Origin of the sequence: Tenacibaculum aestuariivivum (assembly GCF_964507685.1) — a bacterium.
GTDB lineage: Bacteria > Bacteroidota > Bacteroidia > Flavobacteriales > Flavobacteriaceae > Polaribacter > Polaribacter aestuariivivum.
Map to the genome: position 1 here is coordinate 131,075 of NZ_OZ208414.1, position 25,181 is coordinate 156,255.

Consider the following 25,181-nt stretch of genomic DNA (forward strand, 5'->3'; position numbering starts at 1 on the left):
TGGTATTTACCATAGTTTTTTAGCTTCAAAAGTTTTGGTTACTGCTGCTGCAGTAATTTTTATAGTGTAGTTACCATTTTCGTATATGTTCGAATTTAGGTTAAAATACACAAATCCATCTTTCGATTTTCTTATAATATCGTTTAATAATTTTTCATCTTTATAAACGGCTAATTTTACTTTTAATCCGTCAGGAATCATTTGATTCATAAAACTTTTTAAAGATCCAACTTTAATTGTTCTATTATTATCATAAAAATTTACATCAAATTTATCTATAATTTTTTTATAACTAATTTTTAATATATCACTTTCTGAAATACCAGTTATGTAGGCTTTTACTTTCCAATTGTCTTCAAATTCAGGATGTATCATTTTAGCATAAGCAATACCATTTATAGTAGTTCCAGATGTTTTTAATATATTTCCTTTTTTATTCGTGATAAAAAAATCAACAAAACTACCATCACTAATAACATTTTTATTTTTATCTTTTATAATAGAAGTATAAAAGGTTGTTATTTGATTTCCGTCTGCATATTTATGATTTCTTTTAAAAAATATTTTAAAATTAGTACCTATAGCAGGCATTACATTTAGACTGTATTCTTTAGAATTTAAACCTAAAGATTCTGATGATATAAGCATTCGCCCGCTTTTTAAAGGGGAGTTAATTTTTTTAAAAGCAATTAAATTATCCGTTAAAACTTTTACTTCTCTTTCTGATTTTAAAAATTGATGCTTCACTTTTACCGAAGTGCCTTTTTTTAAAGGATTGTCTAAATCATCCGTAGGTATTACAACTAACATAGTATAGTCTATTTTACCTGCTTCAATACTTGGCGGACCTAAATAAGTTTCTAAAGAAACAGGTTGCTGTTTTGGTACTATTTTAAATTGTCCTGAAATATTGTTTTTATCATTTACAATTTTCCAATTTAAAACACCAATTTTATTACTTAGGTAAGTGGGTATTTTAAAAATTATAGTATCATTATTAATTTCAGAATTAATTAAAGTATTTCCATAACTATTGCTGCAATAAATTAGATAGTTTTTGGTGTTGTTACCATTAAATTTTAAATGAATAGTATCTCCCGCAGTAAATTGTTTTTCTTTTGATAATAATGTTATGTTTTGCGCAGTAGTAATATGCGTTACAACGCACAAAAAAAGTAAAAAAAGGTTCTTTCTAAAATTCATTATTTAGGATTTCCTATGTAATTATTCATTTCAATTTTGATAAAAGAATACAGCGGATGTTTTATTTTTTGAAATTGATTATTTGCATGATTTTCTATTCTATTAGGCATTATTTTATCTGAAATATCTTCATTTTTTAATCCGTTAACATAACAGTCTGTCATATCATCATTAATAATAATAACTTCATTATTTTTTAAAATATTGTATTCGAAATACTGTTTTCGTTGTTGTCTTATTCCGTTTTCTAAAAATAAATGGTCTACCCAAACGAGTACTTTATCTTTGTTATAATAGGTGATTAATAGTTGAGGAATTGTAATTTCTTGTAAACCGCTATTAAATAAAGTTCCTTGTATTTTTTTAGTATCGATATTAATATCACTTAAAACCACATTTTTATACAGGTCTGAATTAGAAACATTTCCTGCTGCTTGTAAGTTGAATTTAGTAGGTTGTTCTTCAAATTCAACAGGTGTAAATTCATCAGGATTAAATGTTTTAGGAATAGAATCTTTTGTTTTAGACCATGCTATTCCTTCAAAATTAATTCTAAACGAACTAATTTCTTTAGGCATTAATTTGTGTTTTATATGATATTTAGCATTATAAGTAGCTAGTTTTTTATTGTTATCATTATATAATGTTCCTTTTAAAACAACATCGGCAGGCACATTATCTATATTTTGTACTTCACCAATAAGTGCATAATGTGTTTTAAATTTAACTAATTTAGCTGAAACAATTTCTAAAACAGGTTGTTTTAAAACATCTTCATGATGTGTTTGTTCTGTAGTTATTTTACGTCTACCTTGATTAAAATACCCTGTTACATTGTTTGAGTACAATTGATCTGGTGGTAAATCAGAATCCATATTTTCGGGTAGTATAAACCATTTTCCTTTTCTATTAACAAGTGTTTTAAAATCGGTTTTACTAATTTTTTCAAGAGGAGTAATCCAATTTGTATGTATTTTTAAAATAGCTAAACTATCTGTTTTTTTAGTGGTTATAGTTTTTAAAGCATCTAACTTAGCATAAGAACCTAATAAACCATCAGAAACAGAAATTTCTAACATAAATTGCGCAATAGATAAACCACTTTTAGGATCTATTAACTGATAACTTTTTTCATATTCTTTAAAATCAATAGCATCGTAATATGCTTTTACAGCATTTTCAGGAGTTCTTTGTGAATCATTTTTTAAATAAAATATATATGAACTATAAAATAATATTGCACAGAGTATAATTGCCCAAATATGTATTGTTTTTAAAAGACCTTTAGAAAATAGAGTATATTTATTTTTAAACTTACTATTTAAATATGGAGGTAATCTTCTTACTTTAGTTTTTAAACTACGTATAAAAATAGATTGAATATTTAAAATAAAGGCAATAATAGCAGTTAAAAAAGGAATAATACCCCACATTACTTTTTGCCAAGTAGCAACATCTTCTTTTGGTAAAATAGAGGAGAGTGGAGGTACATTTAATTTTTCCCAAACCATAATTCCGTTTTCTAGTTGTGGTAAGCGTTGCCATCCACAGAAATAGAGTATAGGGTCGTAAAATTTATCATTAGAAAAAATATACTTTAAGTTGTATTTTTCGGGAGTTGTTAAAAATTGTTGTAAAGATCCAATTCCTGCAACACCCTTAAATTTTGAGTTTTCTAAACGTTCTATTGGTCTTGTAGTTAGTTCGGGTAAACGTCTTGCAGAGTGGTAATTACCATCAACAGTCATTGCTTTTGTTTGTGCCGATAGCCATGCCATTTGATCACCAAAACCTAAGGTTAAATATCTCCATTGATCATGTTGATCTTGATTTAGGAAATTAACAATAGGCAACATTTTAATTTTTTGTGGTTGCGATGGTCTAAAATAACCCAAACTCATGGTGAAAATAGTCATAAGTAAAAACAAAGAAGCTAATAATCCTCCTATTAAACGATGGTATACTGCGCCAAATTTACGTTGAATTAATACTTTTAAATCACCTTCTACAAAGCGATACGCAAATTCACCAAATAATGGTAAACACATAATAGACGCCCATAATGTAAACCTATCTAAAGTTAAAATATTAAAGGCATTTTGTCCTAAAATCATTTTAGGAATAGGTGTTGTTCCACCTGTACCTAAAACAACTAACATTGTAAAAGAAATTCCAAAAAACAAATATCTTTTTTGAAAAAACCTATAAAAAAAGTACGGTAAAAGGAATAATAAAATTCCCCAAGGAATCATAAAAAAAACAAGTCCTGAAGATGTTATTTCTAAAAAATTGTCTCTAGAACCATGCGGAATAGGAACTTGTGTAATAGGATTTTTTTTTGAGTTAATCCAATAAGGTAAAAGACAACCAATAATTATAATTAAAGAAAAAAAACCAAAACTAATATTTCGTTTAAATTGTTTACCAAAATTGTTTATAAATATTTTAAAAGTAACTTTTTTATAAGAATTAACTTGTTCACGAGAAATATCTAAAATAACCATTCCAATTAAAGGAAATATAAAAAAAATCATTCCAAAAATAGGTGTAACGTGATGTGAGGTTACTGTAACGGAAATTAAAGAAAGTGCTGTGAATAAATATTGATATCTACCTGTTTTAAGCCATGAGTATACTTCAGGTAATGCGTGCATTAAAATAGCAATACCTATAATACTTGGCAATTGTCCAAAAACATGTAGTGTTTCTACAAAAGAAGATGAAAAAACGGCTAATAGTGCTGCATAGCCAGCTACAGTTCTATTAGAAGTCATTAATAATGAAAACCGATAAACCCCTGTAATAAATAATATAATAGCAATAATAGCAATACTAAAAAGGCCAAATTTTAAACCACCAATTAAAGATAAAATAGCAATAGACTGGTGTACTAAAGGTGGGTAACTCATTACTGTAAAACCTGTATACCATTTAAAGTTCCAAGGTTCAAACCAACTATTTGCATAATGGTCAGCAAAAAATAAGTGTATTAAAGCATCATAAGTTGTTTCTAAAGTAAAAAAAATGGCACTTCCATGAAAAGCAATAGCTAGGATTATTGCAGATATTAAATATTTATTAGAAGTTTCTTTCATAGCATAAAAACACACATTTCAGTAATGTAAATATAAATATTTATATAATGCTTATTTTTTTTATTTACCATAGGTAAACTTCCATTCGTCTACATTAAAGTTCACTTAAAAGGTTTTATTGTTTTTTTTTGTTAAAACAAAGCTATTTTTAACTTGTAACCAAGTAATAAATACTATCAAAATGAAAATATTAGTTATAGATGATCAAAAATTAGTTTTAATACCACTAGAAATAAGATTGAAAGAACTAGGGTATGATGTTGTTACTGAAACAAATGCTTTAAAAGGAATAGCATTATATGATTCTTTTAAACCTGATTTGGTTATTGTAGATATTAATATGCCTATTGTTTCAGGAATGGAGGTTGTAAAACATATAAGACAAGTTAAAAAATCAGCTATAGCTATTATGATTTTATCAGGTAATACAAATGATAGTATGATAACAGAAGGTTTTGATTTAGGTATTAATGATTATATGAAAAAACCGCTAAGTTTAGTAGAAGTTTGTGCAAGGGTAAAAAGATTAATAGGCGCTCCAGAAGCTAAAAATAAAGCTATAAATTATAAAGGCATTATTATACAGCAAAGGTGTGTTGGCGTGGTAATACCTTGTTATAATGAAGAAAAAAGATTATTAAGTAAAGAGTTTACTAATTTTATTGATAAAAATTCAGGATACCACTTATGCTTTGTAAACGATGGAAGTAAAGATAAAACATTAGAGGTTTTAAATGATTTAAGAAAAGGAAGAGAAGAATTTATTACCGTATATAATTGTGATAAAAATGGAGGTAAAGCAGAGGCTGTAAGGCAAGGGATGCTATATATGGCTAAAAAAGAAGATTTAGATTATATCGGTTTTTTAGATGCTGATTTATCTACTGATTTATCAGATTTTGATGATTTAGTTTCTACTATTGAACACTCTGATTATAAGATTGTAAGTGGGTCTAGGATTAGTAGAATGGGAGCAAATATCAATAAAGAGTCTGCTAGAGAAATAATAAGTTTAACTATAAATTTTATCATTAGAAAAATTCTTTCAATGGATTTTAAAGACACTCAATGTGGGGCTAAAATTTTTAAGAAAGATGTTATTGAAATTTCGTTTGGAGAAAAATTTGTGACACAATGGATTTTTGATGTTGAAATTTTTAGAAGAATTACTCGTCATTTTGGTTTACCAAAAACGAAAAAAATATTATGTGAACAACCTTTGAAAAGATGGATTCATGCAGATGGTTCTAAACTATCTATGAAAGATTCAATTAAAATTATTGGTCAATTAGCACAAATAGCATGGTTTTATAGAGGGGGAAATAAAAAAAATGAAAAGGTAAAGGTAAGTAAATCAGTAAGTGTTAATAAATCTTTATATCAAGCGTAATATAAAAAAAGGAATAATTATAATTTTTGATAAAAACGATATAAATATTTTTTCTTTTAAATTATTCCTTAATGAGGAAATAAAAATGTGTTTAATTAATCATGCTAGGGTTGTTAATTTTTTATCAACCTTAAAAAAAACATCAGAAAGTGATATGTCTATTTTAATATTAAGAAAAGAAAAAAATATTGTTAGCTATAAAAGCAGTAGTACGTTTTTTATCAACAATAACAAATATTGGGGTAATTATATGTGTAAAACCAAGTAATATAAATAATACAATTTTATTTGAAAAAGTACTAGGTGTTTCAGATAGTGATATAGTAATAAAAAAAGAGGGAAGCGTATTATTGAGAAGCGTATATTCTGTTAATGAAATAATAATTTTTTAAAAAAAATACATTATGATAACTTTAGGGCAAACTATAAAAAGTATTTTTTTAATTGAAGGAAAAATACAAAATTATGATTGGGGTGGAAAAAAATTTATTCCTAATTTAATTTCTAGAAAAAAAAGTAAAGGAAAGTTTGCCGAATATTGGTTGGGTGCACACTTAAAAGCTCCTTCTATTATTAAAACTAGAATGGGAAACGTATCCTTAGATTCTTTATTAAACCTAAAATTGATTGAAATTTTAGGTTTAAGAGTAGCACGTGTTTTTGGAAAATTACCGTACTTATTTAAAGTGTTAGATGTAAATAAAATGCTGTCGATTCAAGTACATCCAACAAAAGAAGCCGCAGAAATTGGTTTTAAGTTAGAAAATGAAAAAGGTATTCCGTTAACTGCCAAAAATAGAAACTATAAGGATAAAAATCATAAACCTGAAATTATGGTAGCTTTAAGTGATTTTTGGTTATTACATGGTTTTTTAGAAGAGAAAAAGCTAAAAAGTAATTTAGAAAAAACAATTGAACTTAGTTTTTTATTAAAAACATTTAAAGATGATAATTATTTAGAATTATATAAAAAAGTGATGAATTTTTCTCAAAAAGAGGTGAATAAAATTTTAAAACCTTTAAAGGAAAGAATTTTACCTAAATTTTTAAAAGGAGAGCTAAGTAAAGCTACACCAGAATATTGGGCAGCTAAAGCATTAACTATTCAAAAATCAAAAAATATTGATAGAGGTATATTTTCAATCTACTTTTTTAATATTTTAAACTTATCAAAAGGAGAAGCTATTTTTCAAGATGCAGGTGTTCCACATGCCTATTTAGAAGGTAAAAATATTGAATTAATGGCTAATTCTGATAATGTTTTAAGAGGTGGCTTAACTACTAAACATATTGATGTAAAAGAGCTTTTAAAGAATACAAAATTTGAAAAAACAATTCCAACTATTTTATATGGCGTTAAAAATACTGTTAAAAATGAACTGGTTTATAAAACAACAGCTAAAGATTTTAAGTTAAGTAAAATAGAGTCTATAAACCCTTTAAATTATAGTTCAATATCTAAATCTGTAGAAATACTAATTATCTTAGGCGGTACCGTTTCTGTTATTCAAAAAAATAATCATATAAATTTAAAAAAAGGACAATCAATTTTAATAAAAGCCAATACAGCGTATAAAATTATTTCTAACGTAGGTGTAGAGATTTACAAGGCTAGTGTTCCTGAGTTAATGTAATTTTATAAAAACCCCCGTTAAATAACTTTTAATAAAGGTTCGTTTTATAATACTATTAGCCTTTTTTTAGAATAATAAAATGTAAATAAGTAAGATTATAAAAACATGCTGTTATAAAAAAAAACACAAGGAGTCTAAAATTACTATTTTTAATACAGTAGCTTTGTTTCTTATATTTAAAAGTACTTCTAAATAAAATAATGAAAAAAGCAACCATAAATATAGGTGTTTTAGCCCATGTAGATGCAGGTAAAACAACTCTTACAGAGCATTTTTTATACAATTCAGGAGCTATTAGAATACTTGGAAGTGTAGATAAAGGATCAACTAATACTGATAGTTTAGCACTTGAAAAAGAAAGAGGTATTTCTATAAAGGCAGCAACTACTTCGTTTAATTGGAAAGACATCAAAATTAATTTAATAGATACCCCAGGTCATGTTGATTTTTCTAGTGAAGTAGAGCGTGCACTTTGTGTGGTTGATGCTGTTATTTTGGTAGTATCTGCTGTAGAAGGGGTGCAAGCGCATACTTTAAGTATTTGGGATTCGTTGCAAGAATTAAAAATACCTACTTTAATTTTTATTAATAAAATTGATAGGCAAGGAGCAGATACTGAAGGTGTTGTTACTCAGTTACAACACGATTTAAAAACAAAACCTGTTTTATTATATGCAGCCGAAAATGATGGCTTAGTAAATGCAAACATAACACCTATTTTTAATACATTAATCAATGAAGGTACTTGTATTCATGAAATTAAAGAGCAAGCAAAAACACATGTTTTAGATAGTGATGAGCAATTGCTAGCCCGTTTTTTTGATGAAGAAATTATTAGCGATAAAGAATACTTAAAAAGTATTAAAGCATTAACACTAGCCTCTAAAATTACGCCTGTTTATGTGGGAATAGCAAAAGATAATATTGGGGTTATAGAATTATTAGATGGAATTATTTCTTTTTGTCCTACCACTAAAATAAATAACACAAAAGAACTTTCAGCTTATGTTTTTAAGTTAGAGCATCATAAGGTTTTTGGAGCTATGGCACATGTAAAAGTTTTTTCAGGAACATTAACCTCTAAATCTACTATTTATAATAGTACGCAACAATTAGAAACTAAAATTAATCAAACCAAACAATTAGTACAAACAAAGTATATTGATAATATTATATTATCTGCTGGTGATATTGGAGTTATTACTGGTGTTTTAGGTACTAAAGCTGGTGATATTTTAGGAAATCCTAATCAAATACCTACACTTCCTCAATTGCATATTCCAGTACTTACTGTTGAGGTAATTCCTGAAAATAATGCAGATTATAATGCCTTGGCACAAGCATTAACACAATTAGATAGTGAAGATCCATCTTTACAATTTAAATGGTTTAAAGCAGAAAAAGAATTACAATTATTATTAATGGGACAAATGCAAATTGAAATATTAGGTTATGTTTTAAAGGAGCGTTTTAATATTGTAGCTACTTTTACAGATCCACAGGTAGTTTATAAAGAAACCATTAGTAAAAAAGCAGAAGGATATATTTGCTATTGGATGCCAAAACCTTGCTGGGCAATTATAACTTTTTTAATAGAACCTGCTCCGTTAAATTCAGGTGTAAATTATAGTAGTATTGTTTCTCAAAATGATGTACATATTAAATATCAGAATGAAATTGAACGTACCATTCCCAAAGCATTGGCACAAGGTATTTTAGGTTGGGAGGTTACTGATGTTAAAATTACTTTTATAAAAGGAGAGGACCATAATATACATTCAAGACCAGGAGATTTTAATTTAGCAACTCCTATGGCTATTATGCAAGGACTAAAAAAAGGAGGCACCCATTTATTAGAACCTATTTTAAGTTTCGAAATAAAAGCAAATGAAATATTTTTAGGGAAAATAACAGCAGAATTAAGTAACAGAAGAGCTACTTTTAATACGCCTATATTTATAGAGGATGTTTTTATTTTAAAAGGAAAAATTTCTGTAGCTACTTCTTTAGATTTTAGCATTAAATTAAATACAGTTACCAGTGGTAAACTTCGATTAAGATTACAATTTTATGGATATGATACGTGCCCTAAAAATGAAGGTATACTTAAACCATATAAAGGTATAAATCCGTTAGATGAAGCTCAATGGATTTTACATCGACGTGGTGCTTATAAAGCAGATGAACGTATAATTTAAGTAATATTTTTATTTATTAAATTTATAAAAATATTTATACATAAAGTATACTTTACTGTTAACGGTTAATATTATGAACAATTTGTATACTTTTTAGAAGAAGTACAGGTAGATATAGTCTACATAATTTCATTTAAAAATAAATATAAGTAGTAATTAAGGTAATGAAATCCTTTTAAATAAAGAGTTTTTAGTTTTGTGTATTTTATTGTAAGTCATTACTTCCCGATACAGAAATTACCAAAAATATGGCCTAAAATATCTTTGTCAATATCATATTCACCAGTAATATTTCCTAAATGACGTAAACATTCGCGAATATCAATAGAAAATAAATCGGTAGAAATTTCTAAATCAATTCCTTGTTGTACAGAAGTGATAGCGGTTAAAGCATTGTTTAAAGCTTCAAAATGACGAGAATTAGTAACAATAGTCTCATTATTACTTAAAGCTCCAGTGTTTACTAAAGCTGTAAGTTCTGCTTTTAGCTCAATAATACCTGTTTTTTGTTTTGCTGATAATAAAATTAAAGGATCAATAGCTGATTTTAAGATAGCTGTATCATGACACGATAGCGTATCAATTTTATTAGCGATAACTAACAAACGTTTGTTTGGAAAACGATTTTTTATAGTTTTAATTTCTTGTAAAAACTCTTCACTTGCATACGAGAATTTATTTGCATCAATCAAAAATATAATTAATTGCGCATTTTCGGCTTTTTCATAGGCTTTTCTAATACCAATATTTTCAACAATATCTTCAGTTTCTCTAATTCCTGCGGTGTCAATAAAACGGAAAGCTACGCCGTCAATAATTAATTCATCTTCAATAGCATCACGAGTAGTACCAGCAATATCTGAAACAATTGCTTTCTCTTCATTTAAAAGTGTATTTAATAAGGTTGATTTACCAACATTAGGCTCACCAATTATAGCTACAGGAATTCCGTTTTTCATAGCGTTTCCAAAAGCAAAAGAATCAATTAACCGTTTTAAAACAAAAGTAATTTTAGCTACTAATTGTTTAAATTTAGTTCGGTCGGCAAATTCAACATCTTCACCAGAGAAATCTAATTCAAGCTCAATTAATGCAGCAAAATCTAACAATTGTGCGCGAAGATTTTTTAATTCATTGGTAATTCCTCCACGCATTTGCTGAATAGCCATTTGGTGACTTGCTGCAGAATTTGAAGATATTACATCAGCAACAGCTTCAGCTTGACTTAAATCCATTTTTCCGTTTAAAAAAGCACGCATGGTAAACTCACCATTATCAGCCATTCTACAGCCGTTTTGTAAGAATAACTGAATAATTTCTTGTTGAATAAATACAGAACCATGACAGGAAATTTCTACTACATTTTCACCTGTATAAGAACGTGGATTTTTAAAGATAGATACTAAAACTTCATCTAAAATAATTCCATTATCTATAATATAACCTAAATGTAGGGTGTGTGATTTTTGAATTAGTAAAGATTTAGTGCTGTTCTTCGACTTAAAAAAAGCATTTACCATTTCAATAGACTTTTTACCTGAAAGTCTTATAACAGCAATAGCTCCAATACCTGAAGGAGTAGCCATTGCTATAATAGTGTCATTTTGTATCATAATTGCTAAATTACCTATTACCTATTAAAAAATGGCTTTATTTTACAGTATTTTTATTTTTTATTAAATATTTCTTATATACTAAAAAAAAAAATCTATTTTTGTCGAAAATATAGAAGGTAATATTTATCCCCATAAGTATTTGTTTTCATTCACTTTATAAAAAAATGATTCACATATTTTTATAAAAAAGAAAAAATATTTTTATAATAATAGTTTTCCCCCCATTTTATATATCCCCTATTGCTGTGTTTTTAAATGCAGGAATTAAATACGTTTGATAAATAAAATTATGGAAAAAAAAGTTTTTTTTTCATGTATACCTTTATACATGATTTTTGTAGACCCAAAAAAAAACGAATTTATTCGTTTTAAAAATTTTAACAACCAACTAAAGTTTACTCTTAAAAAAATAAAAGTAAACTCTAGTTCATTAACTTCAAAACTCTCAGGTTTTTTAATTAGAATAAAGAGATTTACTACTAATAAACTTAGTGTTTTTATTAGGGAATTATTTTCACTTAGTTTAAATTTAAATAATAAAATTATCATTAATGCTTTTAATTTTACATATAACTGTTTAAAAAACAACGTTATAACTGTGTTTTTTACGAGAAATTTTAAAATTCTAAATGAATTCACAATAATAAAAACTGTTTAGATTATGAATACAAAACAACAATCAGTTCTAAAATTAGTATTTCTTGTTTTTTTATTATTATTTAGTCAATTAATAATAGCACAAGAAGCAATTGTTCTTTCAAAACAAATAGAAAGTAATCCAGTAAACTGTAAACAACTAGATGTTACACTTGAAATAAAAGGAACACCATCTGACGCTACTCAAGAAGTTATATTAGTTATTGATGTTTCAGGTAGTATGCAGCATCCGGTAGATGATGGTACAGGGACTGGAAATACTAGGCCAATTATGGAGTTTGCTAAAGAAGCTGCAAAAGATTTTGTTGCAAAACTACTTTCTCCTGTAAATAATCCAACAAAAAAAAATAAAATAGCTATAGTTAGTTATAATTATAACGCTAATATTTTGAATGAATTAACATCAAATCAAGTAGCTTTAGAAGCTACTATTGATGGTTTATTACCAACAACAGGTACTAATATGCAAGATGCTTTGTTAAAAGCAGGAGAAGTTTTTTCTAATTCTAAAAGCCCAAATACTTTTAAATGTAAAACAACAAGAAGTATTGTGTTATTGACAGATGGAGTGCCTAATTCGTATAATAATCCTCCGTCTTCAGTATATTGCCCTTCAATAGGTATCGATACGGAGTGTCAGAGGCAAGCTTTTTTAGCCGCAAAAGAGGTTGAAACAACTATTGTTAAAGGTATTACTTATAATCAATCTATATTTACAGTTGGATTTAGAGGTACGTTAAATCCTGATGAAAAAATTAGCGCAAAATATACCTTAGACAACATAGAAAATAGTGGTTCTTTTTATACAGATAGAGCTGCAGATTTAACAACTATTTATAGAACTATTTTAGGTCAATTAGTACCTGCAGCTACGTCTTTACCAGGAGAGCCTTTGGTTATAGATCAAATAGCAAGTGCGTACCAAATAATTCCAGGTAGTTTAGTTTCAAGTAGTACTATTGATCCTAATAAAGGAACAGCTTCTTTTATAAATAATACTATAAATTGGGAAGTAGATAAAGTTTTAGAGGAAACTTTAACTTTAAAATATTCTATACTTACAACCGATGATAGTTACTGTGGAAATGTTACACCAACTTTATCGACTATAAAATATATAGATTCAGAGTGTATTGAAGCTACAAAAAACTTTGATAATCCAATAACATGTATACCTTGTCCTGTAAAGGATATTGAAATTGATAGAGAAAGTTGTACAGATTCAATTAATTACTCTTTTAATTTAAGTGGGGATGCCTGTGGTAATACCGTTGGAAATTACTCTTGGGAGTTCTTTTTAAATAATACTTTAGTAGGTACATCTTCTACTGAAGAAGGTAAATTTGATTATACAGGTGTGTCTGATTTTACAGGGGATTTTAGAGCAGAGTTAACATATAGCCCTGTTTACCCTGATATAGGTTGTAGTTTACCTGCAGGTAAGTTAGTTAAATCAATTGTTTTACCAGGAGTGATAAAGGTATCAGCTACTGAAAGCAACATGCTTTGTAATGGTGATAATAATGGAAGCATAGAGTTAGTTGTTTCAGGTGGTTATGGTGATTATTTATATAGTTGGAGTAATGGAGCTACTACTAAAAATATATCAGGTTTGGCTGCAGGAGCTTATACGGTAACTATTACCGATAAGCAAGGATGTACTTTTACTAAGGAATATAAAATTACAGAATTAGAAGAATTGTCTTTATCTATATTAGCTAGTAATTTAAGTTGTGGTGCTAGTGATGGTGGTATTGACTTATCTGTTACAGGAGGTACAGTTAATTATAGTTATTTGTGGAGTAACGGTGCAACAACTCAAGATATTTATAATCTTATTGCAGGTACATATTCTGTAACTGTAACAGATGCTAATGGTTGTGAAAAATCAATTTCAACAACATTGGTTTCTATTGATAATGAAGTGCCTACTATTATTGTTCCGGATACTTTAGTTATTGAAGCTTGTAATCAATATAATATAAATTCAACAAATGCTAGGTATAGTTTCAGTTTAACTGAAGTTGTAGTTGATATATATAATTTTAATATGCCAGGTTATTCTGCACAAGATGATACAGGTATTGCTGAAATTACGTACAAAGATGAGATTATATCTTCTAATGGATGTATTATAGAAGTCTTAAGAACATTTAAAGTTACAGATACTTGTGGTAAAGTAGGTATAGATACGATATTGATAACTACAGAAGACACTATTAAGCCAACGTTTACGGTTCCTTCAGATATAACAATAGCAACAGATACTAACTGTACATTTGATGTATCAGTAATAGCAACAGGAGATGTAACGGACGAGTCAGATAACTGTGATACCACATTAGATGCAACCTTTACAGATGTTGAAACAGCGGGAAGTTGTGAGGGATCAAAAGTGATTACTAGAACTTGGAGTTTAAGTGATGCTTGTGGCAACACCACTACAAAAGACCAAGTTATTACTATTGAAGACACTATTAAGCCAACGTTTACGGTTCCTTCAGATATAACAATAGCAACAGATACTAACTGTACATTTGATGTATCAGTAATAGCAACAGGAGATGTAACGGACGAGTCAGATAACTGTGATACCACATTAGATGCAACCTTTACAGATGTTGAAACAACGGGAAGTTGTGAGGGGTCAAAAGTGATTACTAGAACTTGGAGTTTAAGTGATGCTTGTGGCAACACCACAACAAAAGATCAAGTTATTACTATTGAAGACACTATTAAGCCAACGTTTACGGTTCCTTCAGATATAACAATAGCAACAGATACTAACTGTACATTTGATGTATCAGTAATAGCAACAGGAGATGTAACGGACGAGTCAGATAACTGTGATACCACATTAGATGCAACCTTTACAGATGTTGAAACAGCGGGAAGTTGTGAGGGGTCAAAAGTGATTACTAGAACTTGGAGTTTAAGTGATGCTTGTGGCAACACCACTACAAAAGATCAAGTTATTATTATTGAAGACACTATTAAGCCAACGTTTACGGTTCCTTCAGATATAACAATAGCAACAGATACTAACTGTACATTTGATGTATCAGTAATAGCAACAGGAGATGTAACGGACGAGTCAGATAACTGTGATACCACATTAGATGCAACCTTTACAGATGTTGAAACAACGGGAAGTTGTGAGGGGTCAAAAGTGATTACTAGAACTTGGAGTTTAAGTGATGCTTGTGGCAACACCACAACAAAAGATCAAGTTATTACTATTGAAGACACTATTAAGCCAACGTTTACGGTTCCTTCAGATATAACAATAGCAACAGATACTAACTGTACATTTGATGTATCAGTAATAGCAACAGGAGATGTAACGGACGAGTCAGATAACTGTGATACCACATTAGATGCAACCTTTACAGATGTTGAAACAGCGGGAAGTTGTGAGGGGTCAAAAGTGATTACTAGAACTTGGAGTTTAAGTGATGCTTGTGGTAATACAACAACAAAAGACCAAACAATCACTATTGAAGACACTATTAAGCCAACGTTTACGGTTCCTTCAGATATAACAATCACAACAGATACGAACTGTACATTTGATGTATCAGTAATAGCAACAGGAGATGTAACGGACGAGTCAGATAACTGTGATACCACATTAGATGCAACCTTTACAGATGTTGAAACAGGGGGAAGTTGTGAGGGATCAAAAGTAATTACTAGAACTTGGAGTTTAAGTGATGCTTGTGGCAACACCACTACAAAAGATCAAGTTATTACTATTGAAGACACTATTAAGCCAACGTTTACGGTTCCTTCAGATATAACAATAGCAACAGATACTAACTGTACATTTGATGTATCAGTAATAGCAACAGGAGATGTAACGGACGAGTCAGATAACTGTGATACCACATTAGATGCAACCTTTACAGATGTTGAAACAGCCGGAAGTTGTGAGGGATCAAAAGTGATTACTAGAACTTGGAGTTTAAGTGATGCTTGTGGTAACACAACAACAAAAGACCAAACAATCACTATTGAAGACACTATTAAGCCAACGTTTACGGTTCCTTCAGATATAACAATAGCAACAGACACTAACTGTACATTTGATGTATCAGTAATAGCAACAGGAGATGTAACGGACGAGTCAGATAACTGTGATACCACATTAGATGCAACCTTTACAGATGTTGAAACAGCGGGAAGTTGTGAGGGATCAAAAGTGATTACTAGAACTTGGAGTTTAAGTGATGCTTGTGGTAACACCAGAACAAAAGATCAAGTTATTACTATTGAAGACACTATTAAGCCAACGTTTACGGTTCCTTCAGATATAACAATCACAACAGATACGAACTGTACATTTGATGTATCGGTAATAGCAACAGGAGATGTAACGGACGAGTCAGATAACTGTGATACCACATTAGATGCAACCTTTACAGATGTTGAAACAGCTGGAAGTTGTGAGGGATCAAAAGTGATTACTAGAACTTGGAGTTTAAGTGATGCTTGTGGAAACACAACAACAAAAGATCAAACAATCACTATTGAAGACACTATTAAGCCAACGTTTACGGTTCCTTCAGATATAACAATAGCAACAGATACGAACTGTACATTTGATGTATCGGTAATAGCAACAGGAGATGTAACGGACGAGTCAGATAACTGTGATACCACATTAGATGCAACCTTTACAGATGTTGAAACAGCCGGAAGTTGTGAGGGATCAAAAGTGATTACTAGAACTTGGAGTTTAAGTGATGCTTGTGGAAACACAACAACAAAAGACCAAACAATCACTATTGAAGACACTATTAAGCCAACGTTTACGGTTCCTTCAGATATAACAATCACAACAGATACGAACTGTACATTTGATGTATCGGTAATAGCAACAGGAGATGTAACGGACGAGTCAGATAACTGTGATACCACATTAGATGCAACCTTTACAGATGTTGAAACAGCTGGAAGTTGTGAGGGATCAAAAGTGATTACTAGAACTTGGATTTTAAGTGATGCTTGTGGAAACACAACAACAAAAGATCAAACAATCACTATTGAAGACACTATTAAGCCAACGTTTACGGTTCCTTCAGATATAACAATCACAACAGATACGAACTGTACATTTGATGTATCGGTAATAGCAACAGGAGATGTAACGGACGAGTCAGATAACTGTGATACCACATTAGATGCAACCTTTACAGATGTTGAAACAGCCGGAAGTTGTGAGGGATCAAAAGTGATTACTAGAACTTGGAGTTTAAGTGATGCTTGTGGTAATACAACAACAAAAGACCAAACAATCACTATTGAAGACACTATTAAGCCAACGTTTACGGTTCCTTCAGATATAACAATCACAACAGATACGAACTGTACATTTGATGTATCGGTAATAGCAACAGGAGATGTAACGGACGAGTCAGATAACTGTGATACCACATTAGATGCAACCTTTACAGATGTTGAAACAGCTGGAAGTTGTGAGGGATCAAAAGTGATTACTAGAACTTGGAGTTTAAGTGATGCTTGTGGAAACACAACAACAAAAGACCAAACAATCACTATTGAAGACACTATTAAGCCAACGTTTACGGTTCCTTCAGATATAACAATCACAACAGATACGAACTGTACATTTGATGTATCGGTAATAGCAACAGGAGATGTAACGGACGAGTCAGATAACTGTGATACCACATTAGATGCAACCTTTACAGATGTTGAAACAGCTGGAAGTTGTGAGGGATCAAAAGTGATTACTAGAACTTGGAGTTTAAGTGATGCTTGTGGAAACACAACAACAAAAGATCAAACAATCACTATTGAAGACACTATTAAGCCAACGTTTACTGTTCCTTCAGATATAACAATAGCAACAGATACTAACTGTACATTTGATGTATCGGTAATAGCAACAGGAGATGTAACGGACGAGTCAGATAACTGTGATACCACATTAGATGCAACCTTTACAGATGTTGAAACAACGGGAAGTTGTGAGGGGTCAAAAGTGATTACTAGAACTTGGAGTTTAAGTGATGCTTGTGGCAACACCACTACAAAAGATCAAGTTATTATTATTGAAGACACTATTAAGCCAACGTTTACGGTTCCTTCAGATATAACAATAGCAACAGATACTAACTGTACATTTGATGTATCAGTAATAGCAACAGGAGATGTAACGGACGAGTCAGATAACTGTGATACCACATTAGATGCAACCTTTACAGATGTTGAAACAACGGGAAGTTGTGAGGGGTCAAAAGTGATTACTAGAACTTGGAGTTTAAGTGATGCTTGTGGCAACACCACTACAAAAGATCAAGTTATTATTATTGAAGACACTATTAAGCCAACGTTTACGGTTCCTTCAGATATAACAATAGCAACAGATACTAACTGTACATTTGATGTATCAGTAATAGCAACAGGAGATGTAACGGACGAGTCAGATAACTGTGATACCACATTAGATGCAACCTTTACAGATGTTGAAACAACGGGAAGTTGTGAGGGGTCAAAAGTGATTACTAGAACTTGGAGTTTAAGTGATGCTTGTGGCAACACCACAACAAAAGATCAAGTTATTACTATTGAAGACACTATTAAGCCAACGTTTACGGTTCCTTCAGATATAACAATAGCAACAGATACTAACTGTACATTTGATGTATCAGTAATAGCAACAGGAGATGTAACGGACGAGTCAGATAACTGTGATACCACATTAGATGCAACCTTTACAGATGTTGAAACAGCGGGAAGTTGTGAGGGGTCAAAAGTGATTACTAGAACTTGGAGTTTAAGTGATGCTTGTGGCAACACCACTACAAAAGATCAAGTTATTATTATTGAAGACACTATTAAGCCAACGTTTACGGTTCCTTCAGATATAACAATAGCAACAGATACTAACTGTACATTTGATGTATCAGTAATAGCAACAGGAGATGTAACGGACGAGTCAGATAACTGTGATACCACATTAGATGCAACCTTTACAGATGTTGAAACAACGGGAAGTTGTGAGGGGTCAAAAGTGATTACTAGAACTTGGAGTTTAAGTGATGCTTGTGGCAACACCACAACAAAAGATCAAGTTATTACTATTGAAGACACTATTAAGCCAACGTTTACGGTTCCTTCAGATATAACAATAGCAACAGATACTAACTGTACATTTGATGTATCAGTAATAGCAACAGGAGATGTAACGGACGAGTCAGATAACTGTGATACCACATTAGATGCAACCTTTACAGATGTTGAAACAGCTGGAAGTTGTGAGGGGTCAAAAGTGATTACTAGAACTTGGAGTTTAAGTGATGCTTGTGGTAATACAACAACAAAAGACCAAACAATCACTATTGAAGACACTATTAAGCCAACGTTTACGGTTCCTTCAGATATAACAATCACAACAGATACGAACTGTACATTTGATGTATCAGTAATAGCAACAGGAGATGTAACGGACGAGTCAGATAACTGTGATACCACATTAGATGCAACCTTTACAGATGTTGAAACAGGGGGAAGTTGTGAGGGATCAAAAGTGATTACTAGAACTTGGAGTTTAAGTGATGCTTGTGGCAACACCACTACAAAAGATCAAGTTATTACTATTGAAGACACTATTAAGCCAGTTTTTACAGGAATATTGCCTCAAGATATAACTGTAAGTTGTGACGCTATACCTCAGGCTGATGTTTTATCTGTATCTGATAATTGTAGTACCTCCTCTGATTTAAAGGTTATATTTTCAGAAAATTTAGCAGGAGTGAATGATGGTTGCGAATCAGAATATACAATAACAAGAGTATGGGAGGTAAATGATTGTGCAGGTAATACATCAAAGCATATTCAAGAAATTAAAGTAGAAGATAATGAGGCACCACAACCAATAGTACCTATTAGTGATATTAATGTGAAGTGTGATGCAATTCCTGAAGTTCCAACTATTGATTTTATAGATAATTGTTTAGGATCAGTTACTAAAGTTGACTTTGAAGAAAATAATACATTTGATGGAACAGATAAGGATTATTTAATAATAAGAACTTGGACTGTTAGTGATGCTTGTGGTAATACAGAAGATTTTACACAAAATATAACTGTTGAAGTTGTCAAAAATGTAGTTAAAATAACAGATTCGAAATGTATAGACGATGGTGTTATTGATTTAAATAATTATTTAACAAATAATATACCTACTGATGGTAAGTGGAGTATTGTTAAGGGAGGTAATTTGTCACTATCTACAGATGGTACATTTGATCCTTTAAACATACCTTTTGGAGATTATATTTTTTCTTATACAATTTCTAATGAATTTTGTTTATCTTCTATAGAGGTTACAATTAATATTAATGATAATTGTGTTGTTTTGCCATGTGGAAAAGAAGATGTGAAAATTTCAAAAGCAGTATCACCAAATGGTGATGTGTGGAATGAATATTTTGAAGTAACAGGAGTTGAATCATGTGGATTTATAACTAATGTAAAAATATTTAATCGCTGGGGAGCAAGAGTTTTTCAATCTAATAACTATACCAATAATTGGAATGGAGTTTCAGAAGGATTAACTTTTGGTAATGCAGAAAGATTACCCGCAGGAACATATTATTACATTGTAATATTAGAAAATAGTGGATTAAAACCCTTTACAGGAGCAATTTATTTAGCAACCAAATAATATAAGTTATGAATTACAAGCTATTATATACCGTTATTATATTACTTTTTATAAAAGTATCTAATATTCAAGCACAACAATTACCTCAGTTTACACAATACATGTATAATACTATTTCTGTTAATCCGGCGTACGCTGGAAGTAGAGAGGTGTTAAGTGCTGTAGGGCTACATAGAAGTCAATGGGCAGGCTTTAATAAAGGTCCAGAAACTCAAACATTATCTATTAACACACCCTTACGTAATGAAAAAATAGGAGTAGGTTTATCATTTATTAATGATAAGTTAGGATATGAAAATTTTATTTATTTATACGGTGATTTGTCTTATACAATTCAATTAAATTATAATTTAAAACTAGCATTTGGTTTAAAAGCAGGTTTTACTCAGTATAGTTTAGATAATGAATTATTAATTGCCGAAGGTTTAGATCCTGCAATTAATGGTATAAACAGTAGATGGGAACCAAATATAGGAAGTGGTATTTTTTTACATACAGAAAAATGGTACGTAGGTTTATCAGCGCCAAGGCTATTAAATGTAGATCATAATGATTTAACCGTAAATGGTGTAAATTATGGTGCCGTTGATAAAGTAAGTTATTATTTAACAGGAGGTTATGTTTTTGAATTAAACGATAACGTTAAATTTAAACCTGCAACATTAATTAAAGGAACCCGTGGGGCACCATTATCATATGATATTACTGCTAATTTTCTTTTTAATGAGAAATTTTGGTTAGGAGGTTCGTATAGATTTAATGAATATACAGGGGCTTTAGGAGCTTTAATTGATTTTCAAGTATCAGATAGGTTTAGAATAGGGTATGCTTATGAATATCCTTTATCTGATATTAATCAATTTTCTAGTGGTACCCATGAAGCACTATTAATGTATGAATTAAATAACTCTAATAGAGTTAGATCACCTAGATATTTTTAAGAATATATATATGAAATCAAAAATCACATTTTTAATATTAGTTTTTTCAGTTTTTTATTCTTTTTCACAAAAAAAAATTGCAGATAAATTTTTTAAAAATTACTCTTATATAAAAGCGGCTGAATTTTATAAAACCGCAGTAAAGAGAGGAGATAGTAGTACTTATGTTTTAACACGTATTGCTGATTGTTATTATAATAACTCTAAATCAGAAGAAGCGATAAAATGGTATAAGTTAGCTGCTAAAAATAGCGAAGGTTTAAGTAACGATGCTATTTATAAATATGCACAATCTTTAAGAAGTTTAGGTGAGTATTATAAAGCTGATGAATGGTTAAAGAAATTACCAAATAATAAAAATATTACAAAAGTGGATTATGAAAAATTAAAACACTTAAATAAAGATTCTGTAAAAGTTAAAAACTTAGCTATTAACACTAAAAATTCTGATTTTGGAGCTTACGTACATAATAATAAATTTATGTTTGCTTCAAGTAAAAATAAAAACGGTAAGATATATAAGTGGAATAATGAACCTTATTTAGATCTATATGAAGCAATAATTGTAGAATCTAAGGATGATGTCAAAATAAAAAATGTTGTACCTATAAGATCTTCTGAAATTAACTCAAGCTTTCATGAATCTAATATTGCAATTACAAATGACGGTAAAACAATGTATTTTACCAGAAATAATTTAACTAAAAGAGAAAAACTCGATTATGATAAAGAAGGTACTTCTCACTTAAAGATATTTAAAGCAACTTTAGTTAGAGGTGAATGGACTAATGTGAAAGAGCTTTCTATAAATGATGATGTTTATTCAAGTGGGCATCCAGCTTTAAGTCCCGATAATAAAACATTATATTTTACTTCTGATAGACCAGGAGGTTATGGTTTAACGGATATTTACAAAACAGCAATTTTATCTAATGGTTCTTATGGAGAACCAGTTAATATGGGAGAAAATATTAATACAGCAGGTAGAGAGATGTTTCCATTTGTGTCAAAAGATTATGTATTTTATTTTTCGTCAGATGGATATGAGAATTTAGGTTTTTTAGATATTTTTAAATCAGACTTGTTAAAAAATAATTTGTCAGAGGTAAGTAATATGGGAGCTCCATTTAATAGTCGGTATGATGATTTTTCATTCTTTATAAATCAAGACAATAAAACAGGTTATTTTTCTTCAAATAGACCAAAGGGAAAAGGTAGTGATGATATTTATAGTTTTGAATCTTATAAATGTAAACAATATATAAAAGGAAATACTTTTGATATTAAAACAGATAAACTTTTAACATATACATTAGTTGAATTAATAAATGAAAAGGGAAAAGTAATTAATAATAGTATTACTGGTATAGATGCGTTTTATTCATTTGAAGTAGATTGTAATAATAAATACGCGATAAGAGGATCTAAGAAAGATTATAAAGAAGATTTTAAAAGTGTAATTACTACAAATATCACAAATAAAGAAATAGTTGAAAACTTATATTTAACGCCTTTAATTATAGATAAAGAAATAGTAATAAGTCCAATATTTTTTGATTTTGATAAATCAAATATAAGACCAGATGCAGCTTTTGAGTTAGAGTATGTTGTTAAAGTGTTAAAAAATCATCCTAAAATGATAATTAAAATTGAATCCCATACGGATAGTAGAGGTGATGATACTTATAATGAAGTTTTATCAGATCAAAGAGCTAAATCGACAAGGAATTACATATTATCAAGAAATATAGAGCCTTCTAGAATAGAGAGTGCTATTGGTTTTGGAGAAAAACAATTAGTAAATAAATGTGTTAACAATGCTATTTGTACAGAAGAAGAGCATCAGCAGAATAGACGTTCGAAATTTATTATAATAAATGATTATAAGTAATACAAATTTAATAAAGCACTTATGAATTTAATTTATAAGTACTTTATTGATTATTTTTTAACAAAAATATTAGTAAAGTACCATTTTCCATTAAAATCTTTTTCAGCAGTAATGTCAAAGTGTGTAAAATTACCTTCAATATTTTTTTTATGACTATTACTTTTTAACCAAGCATTTAAAACAGTTTCAGCACTTGAATAACCATAGGCAATATTTTCACTAACACTTATTGCATTAGCATTTTCTTTTAAATATTTTTTTCGATCATAGAAATAATCATGAGAAACTTTAGCTTCATTAATCATATAATTGGTATGATTGTTGGTTTGTGTTTTAATAGCTTGTAATTTTTCTAAAGGTGAAAAACCATTAGAAACTCTGTAATCATTTATAGAATTTAAAATGTTAATTTCAATTGTTTTCTCATTAAATTTCTCATGAGTTTCTAATTCAGTTAATTCTACTTGATTACTTGAAGTACAAGAGGTTAAAATTAGTGTGTAGAACAACACTGTAAGTAACCTTAGGGGATGGCTATACATTGTTAAGGGGGATTAAGGGATTAAAAAAAATAACTCCTTAAATATAGTTTAAAACAATGATATAAAAAAATAAAATATTTTTATTGTTAAAATTAGCAGCTTAAATGGCTTGTTTAATAAAATCTTCATATTCATAAAAAAACAACTCAAATTGTTCCATAGTAGCTACATAAAATTCAAAACAATCTCTCCAGGTATTTTTATTATGAATGCTAAATTTTTTATCGAAAGGAACATAAATACGACGGATAATTTTTCTATTATCTAATTCAAAATTATCATGAAAAATAACTTCAGGTAAATATTGAGTTTCTAAAATATTTTTTAATGATAATAACTGATCGTATAATAATTCATTAGCAATGTCTTCAGGGTGTTCAAAATCTAAACAAACAGAAGCTGTTTTGCGATCACCTTGAAATTTAAAAGCAAAACCTTTAATTTTTGTATTATATAATAACCACTTTCTTGGAAAAGATTTTCCAAAGCTAGTCCAAAACTCTTTACGCATTGCTGCAGATTCTTCTTTGCTAAACATTATCCGTGTATTTTGGCTTCAGAACCACGATTTTTCATCATTTCGGCTTCAAAAGCTAGTAAATCATTCCATTTTTTATTTACAATTTCTTTATTTTGGTATTTGCGAGCAAAACCTAAAAATATAGTGTAGTGATTTGCTTCAGAAATCATTAAATCTTTATAGAATTTAGACAATTCTTTATCTTCCATATTTTCAGAAAACACTTTAAAACGTTCACAGCTTCTTGCTTCAATTAATGCAGCTATTAATAAACGTTGTACTAATGCGTTGGTACGGTCTTTTGTTTTTGTGAAAAATTTTTGTAAACGAATTGCATAATCGTTTTTTTGTTCTCTTCCTAAAACCATGCCTCGTTTTACCATAAAATCATGCACCATTTTAAAATGCTCCATTTCTTCAATAGCTATTTCACTCATACTTTGTACAAGTTCGGTTTCTTCTGAATAATTAATAATTATTGAAACAGCATTAGAAGCAGCTTTTTGCTCTAAAAAAGCATGATCTGTTAATATTTGCTGTAGATTGTCTTTAGCAATATCTGCCCAAGAAGTTTTGGTTTCAAATTGTAATCCTAACATGTTGTAAATTGAATATAGGTTACAAAATTAATGATTATTAAAGGTACGTTATAATTATATGAGTGTTTATTTATAATATTACAAACTTGTCATTTATAAGAAAATAATTAATGTTACTACTATGCCAAAGTTTAGCAAATATATTTATACCTGATTGAAGTGTTTGTTTGAGCTCCCCACAGAGAGCGAATGCGAAAAAG

The 25,181-nt window shown here is 29.6% G+C and carries 13 protein-coding genes; 7 read left to right on the forward strand and 6 right to left on the reverse strand.

What is annotated here, in order from left to right; all coding sequences use genetic code 11:
* Nucleotides 1-6 precede the first annotated feature (6 nt).
* Together ACN5J4_RS00530 and ACN5J4_RS00535 are read right to left on the reverse strand one after the other, a co-directional pair.
* On the reverse strand, nt 7-1,203 hold the full coding sequence (locus ACN5J4_RS00530) for a hypothetical protein (protein ID WP_418650217.1): 1,197 nt from the start codon (nt 1,201-1,203) through the stop codon (nt 7-9).
* Nucleotides 1,203-4,298: a hypothetical protein gene (locus ACN5J4_RS00535; RefSeq protein WP_418650218.1), complete on the reverse strand. Its 3,096-nt coding sequence runs from the start codon at nt 4,296-4,298 to the stop codon at nt 1,203-1,205. Before ACN5J4_RS00535 ends, ACN5J4_RS00530 begins: the two co-directional genes overlap by 1 nt.
* Before the next feature lie 181 nt (nt 4,299-4,479).
* Between ACN5J4_RS00535 and ACN5J4_RS00540 the strand changes: the two genes are divergently transcribed.
* The 4 genes from ACN5J4_RS00540 (at nt 4,480) to ACN5J4_RS00555 (ending at nt 9,520) form a co-directional block, all read left to right on the forward strand.
* Entirely contained in the window at nt 4,480-5,688 is a 1,209-nt protein-coding gene (locus ACN5J4_RS00540; protein WP_418650219.1) for a glycosyltransferase, read from the forward strand.
* Between the two features lie 188 nt (nt 5,689-5,876).
* Nucleotides 5,877-6,080, forward strand: a complete 204-nt coding sequence (locus ACN5J4_RS00545; RefSeq protein WP_418650220.1) for a hypothetical protein — start codon at nt 5,877-5,879, stop codon at nt 6,078-6,080.
* 12 nt (nt 6,081-6,092) lie between these two features.
* Nucleotides 6,093-7,322 carry a mannose-6-phosphate isomerase, class I gene (gene manA, locus ACN5J4_RS00550; RefSeq protein ID WP_418650221.1) on the forward strand — a complete coding sequence of 410 codons (1,230 nt, stop codon included), beginning with the start codon at nt 6,093-6,095 and terminating at the stop codon, nt 7,320-7,322.
* Between the two features lie 200 nt (nt 7,323-7,522).
* Nucleotides 7,523-9,520 carry a GTP-binding protein gene (locus ACN5J4_RS00555; protein WP_418650222.1) on the forward strand — a complete coding sequence of 666 codons (1,998 nt, stop codon included), beginning with the start codon at nt 7,523-7,525 and terminating at the stop codon, nt 9,518-9,520.
* A gap of 218 nt (nt 9,521-9,738) precedes the next feature.
* Here the strand turns inward: ACN5J4_RS00555 and mnmE are convergent, their stop codons facing one another.
* Nucleotides 9,739-11,133, reverse strand: a complete 1,395-nt coding sequence (gene mnmE, locus ACN5J4_RS00560; RefSeq protein WP_418650223.1) for a tRNA uridine-5-carboxymethylaminomethyl(34) synthesis GTPase MnmE — start codon at nt 11,131-11,133, stop codon at nt 9,739-9,741.
* A 664-nt stretch (nt 11,134-11,797) separates the two neighbouring features.
* On the opposite strand from mnmE, the gene ACN5J4_RS00565 reads away from it, so the two are divergent.
* Genes ACN5J4_RS00565 through ACN5J4_RS00575 form a run of 3 tightly spaced genes read left to right on the forward strand, consistent with a single transcriptional unit; the run spans nt 11,798 to nt 23,320 of the window.
* Nucleotides 11,798-20,488, forward strand: a complete 8,691-nt coding sequence (locus ACN5J4_RS00565; RefSeq protein WP_418650224.1) for a gliding motility-associated C-terminal domain-containing protein — start codon at nt 11,798-11,800, stop codon at nt 20,486-20,488.
* Between the two features lie 8 nt (nt 20,489-20,496).
* Nucleotides 20,497-21,429, forward strand: coding sequence for a type IX secretion system membrane protein PorP/SprF (locus ACN5J4_RS00570; RefSeq protein ID WP_418650225.1), 933 nt, complete (start codon nt 20,497-20,499; stop codon nt 21,427-21,429).
* Nucleotides 21,430-21,439: 10 nt separating this feature from the next.
* Complete coding sequence (locus ACN5J4_RS00575; protein ID WP_418650226.1) at nt 21,440-23,320, forward strand: OmpA family protein; 1,881 nt, start codon at nt 21,440-21,442, stop codon at nt 23,318-23,320.
* A gap of 50 nt (nt 23,321-23,370) precedes the next feature.
* Here the strand turns inward: ACN5J4_RS00575 and ACN5J4_RS00580 are convergent, their stop codons facing one another.
* The 3 genes from ACN5J4_RS00580 to ACN5J4_RS00590 form a co-directional block, all read right to left on the reverse strand.
* Nucleotides 23,371-23,832, reverse strand: coding sequence for a CAP domain-containing protein (locus tag ACN5J4_RS00580; RefSeq protein WP_418651121.1), 462 nt, complete (start codon nt 23,830-23,832; stop codon nt 23,371-23,373).
* 130 nt (nt 23,833-23,962) lie between these two features.
* A complete protein-coding gene (locus ACN5J4_RS00585) occupies nt 23,963-24,400 on the reverse strand; it encodes a DUF4268 domain-containing protein (RefSeq protein WP_418650227.1) in 438 nt (145 codons plus the stop codon).
* Nucleotides 24,400-24,981, reverse strand: a complete 582-nt coding sequence (locus ACN5J4_RS00590) for a tRNA-(ms[2]io[6]A)-hydroxylase (protein ID WP_418650228.1) — start codon at nt 24,979-24,981, stop codon at nt 24,400-24,402. Before ACN5J4_RS00590 ends, ACN5J4_RS00585 begins: the two co-directional genes overlap by 1 nt.
* Nucleotides 24,982-25,181: the final 200 nt, after the last annotated feature.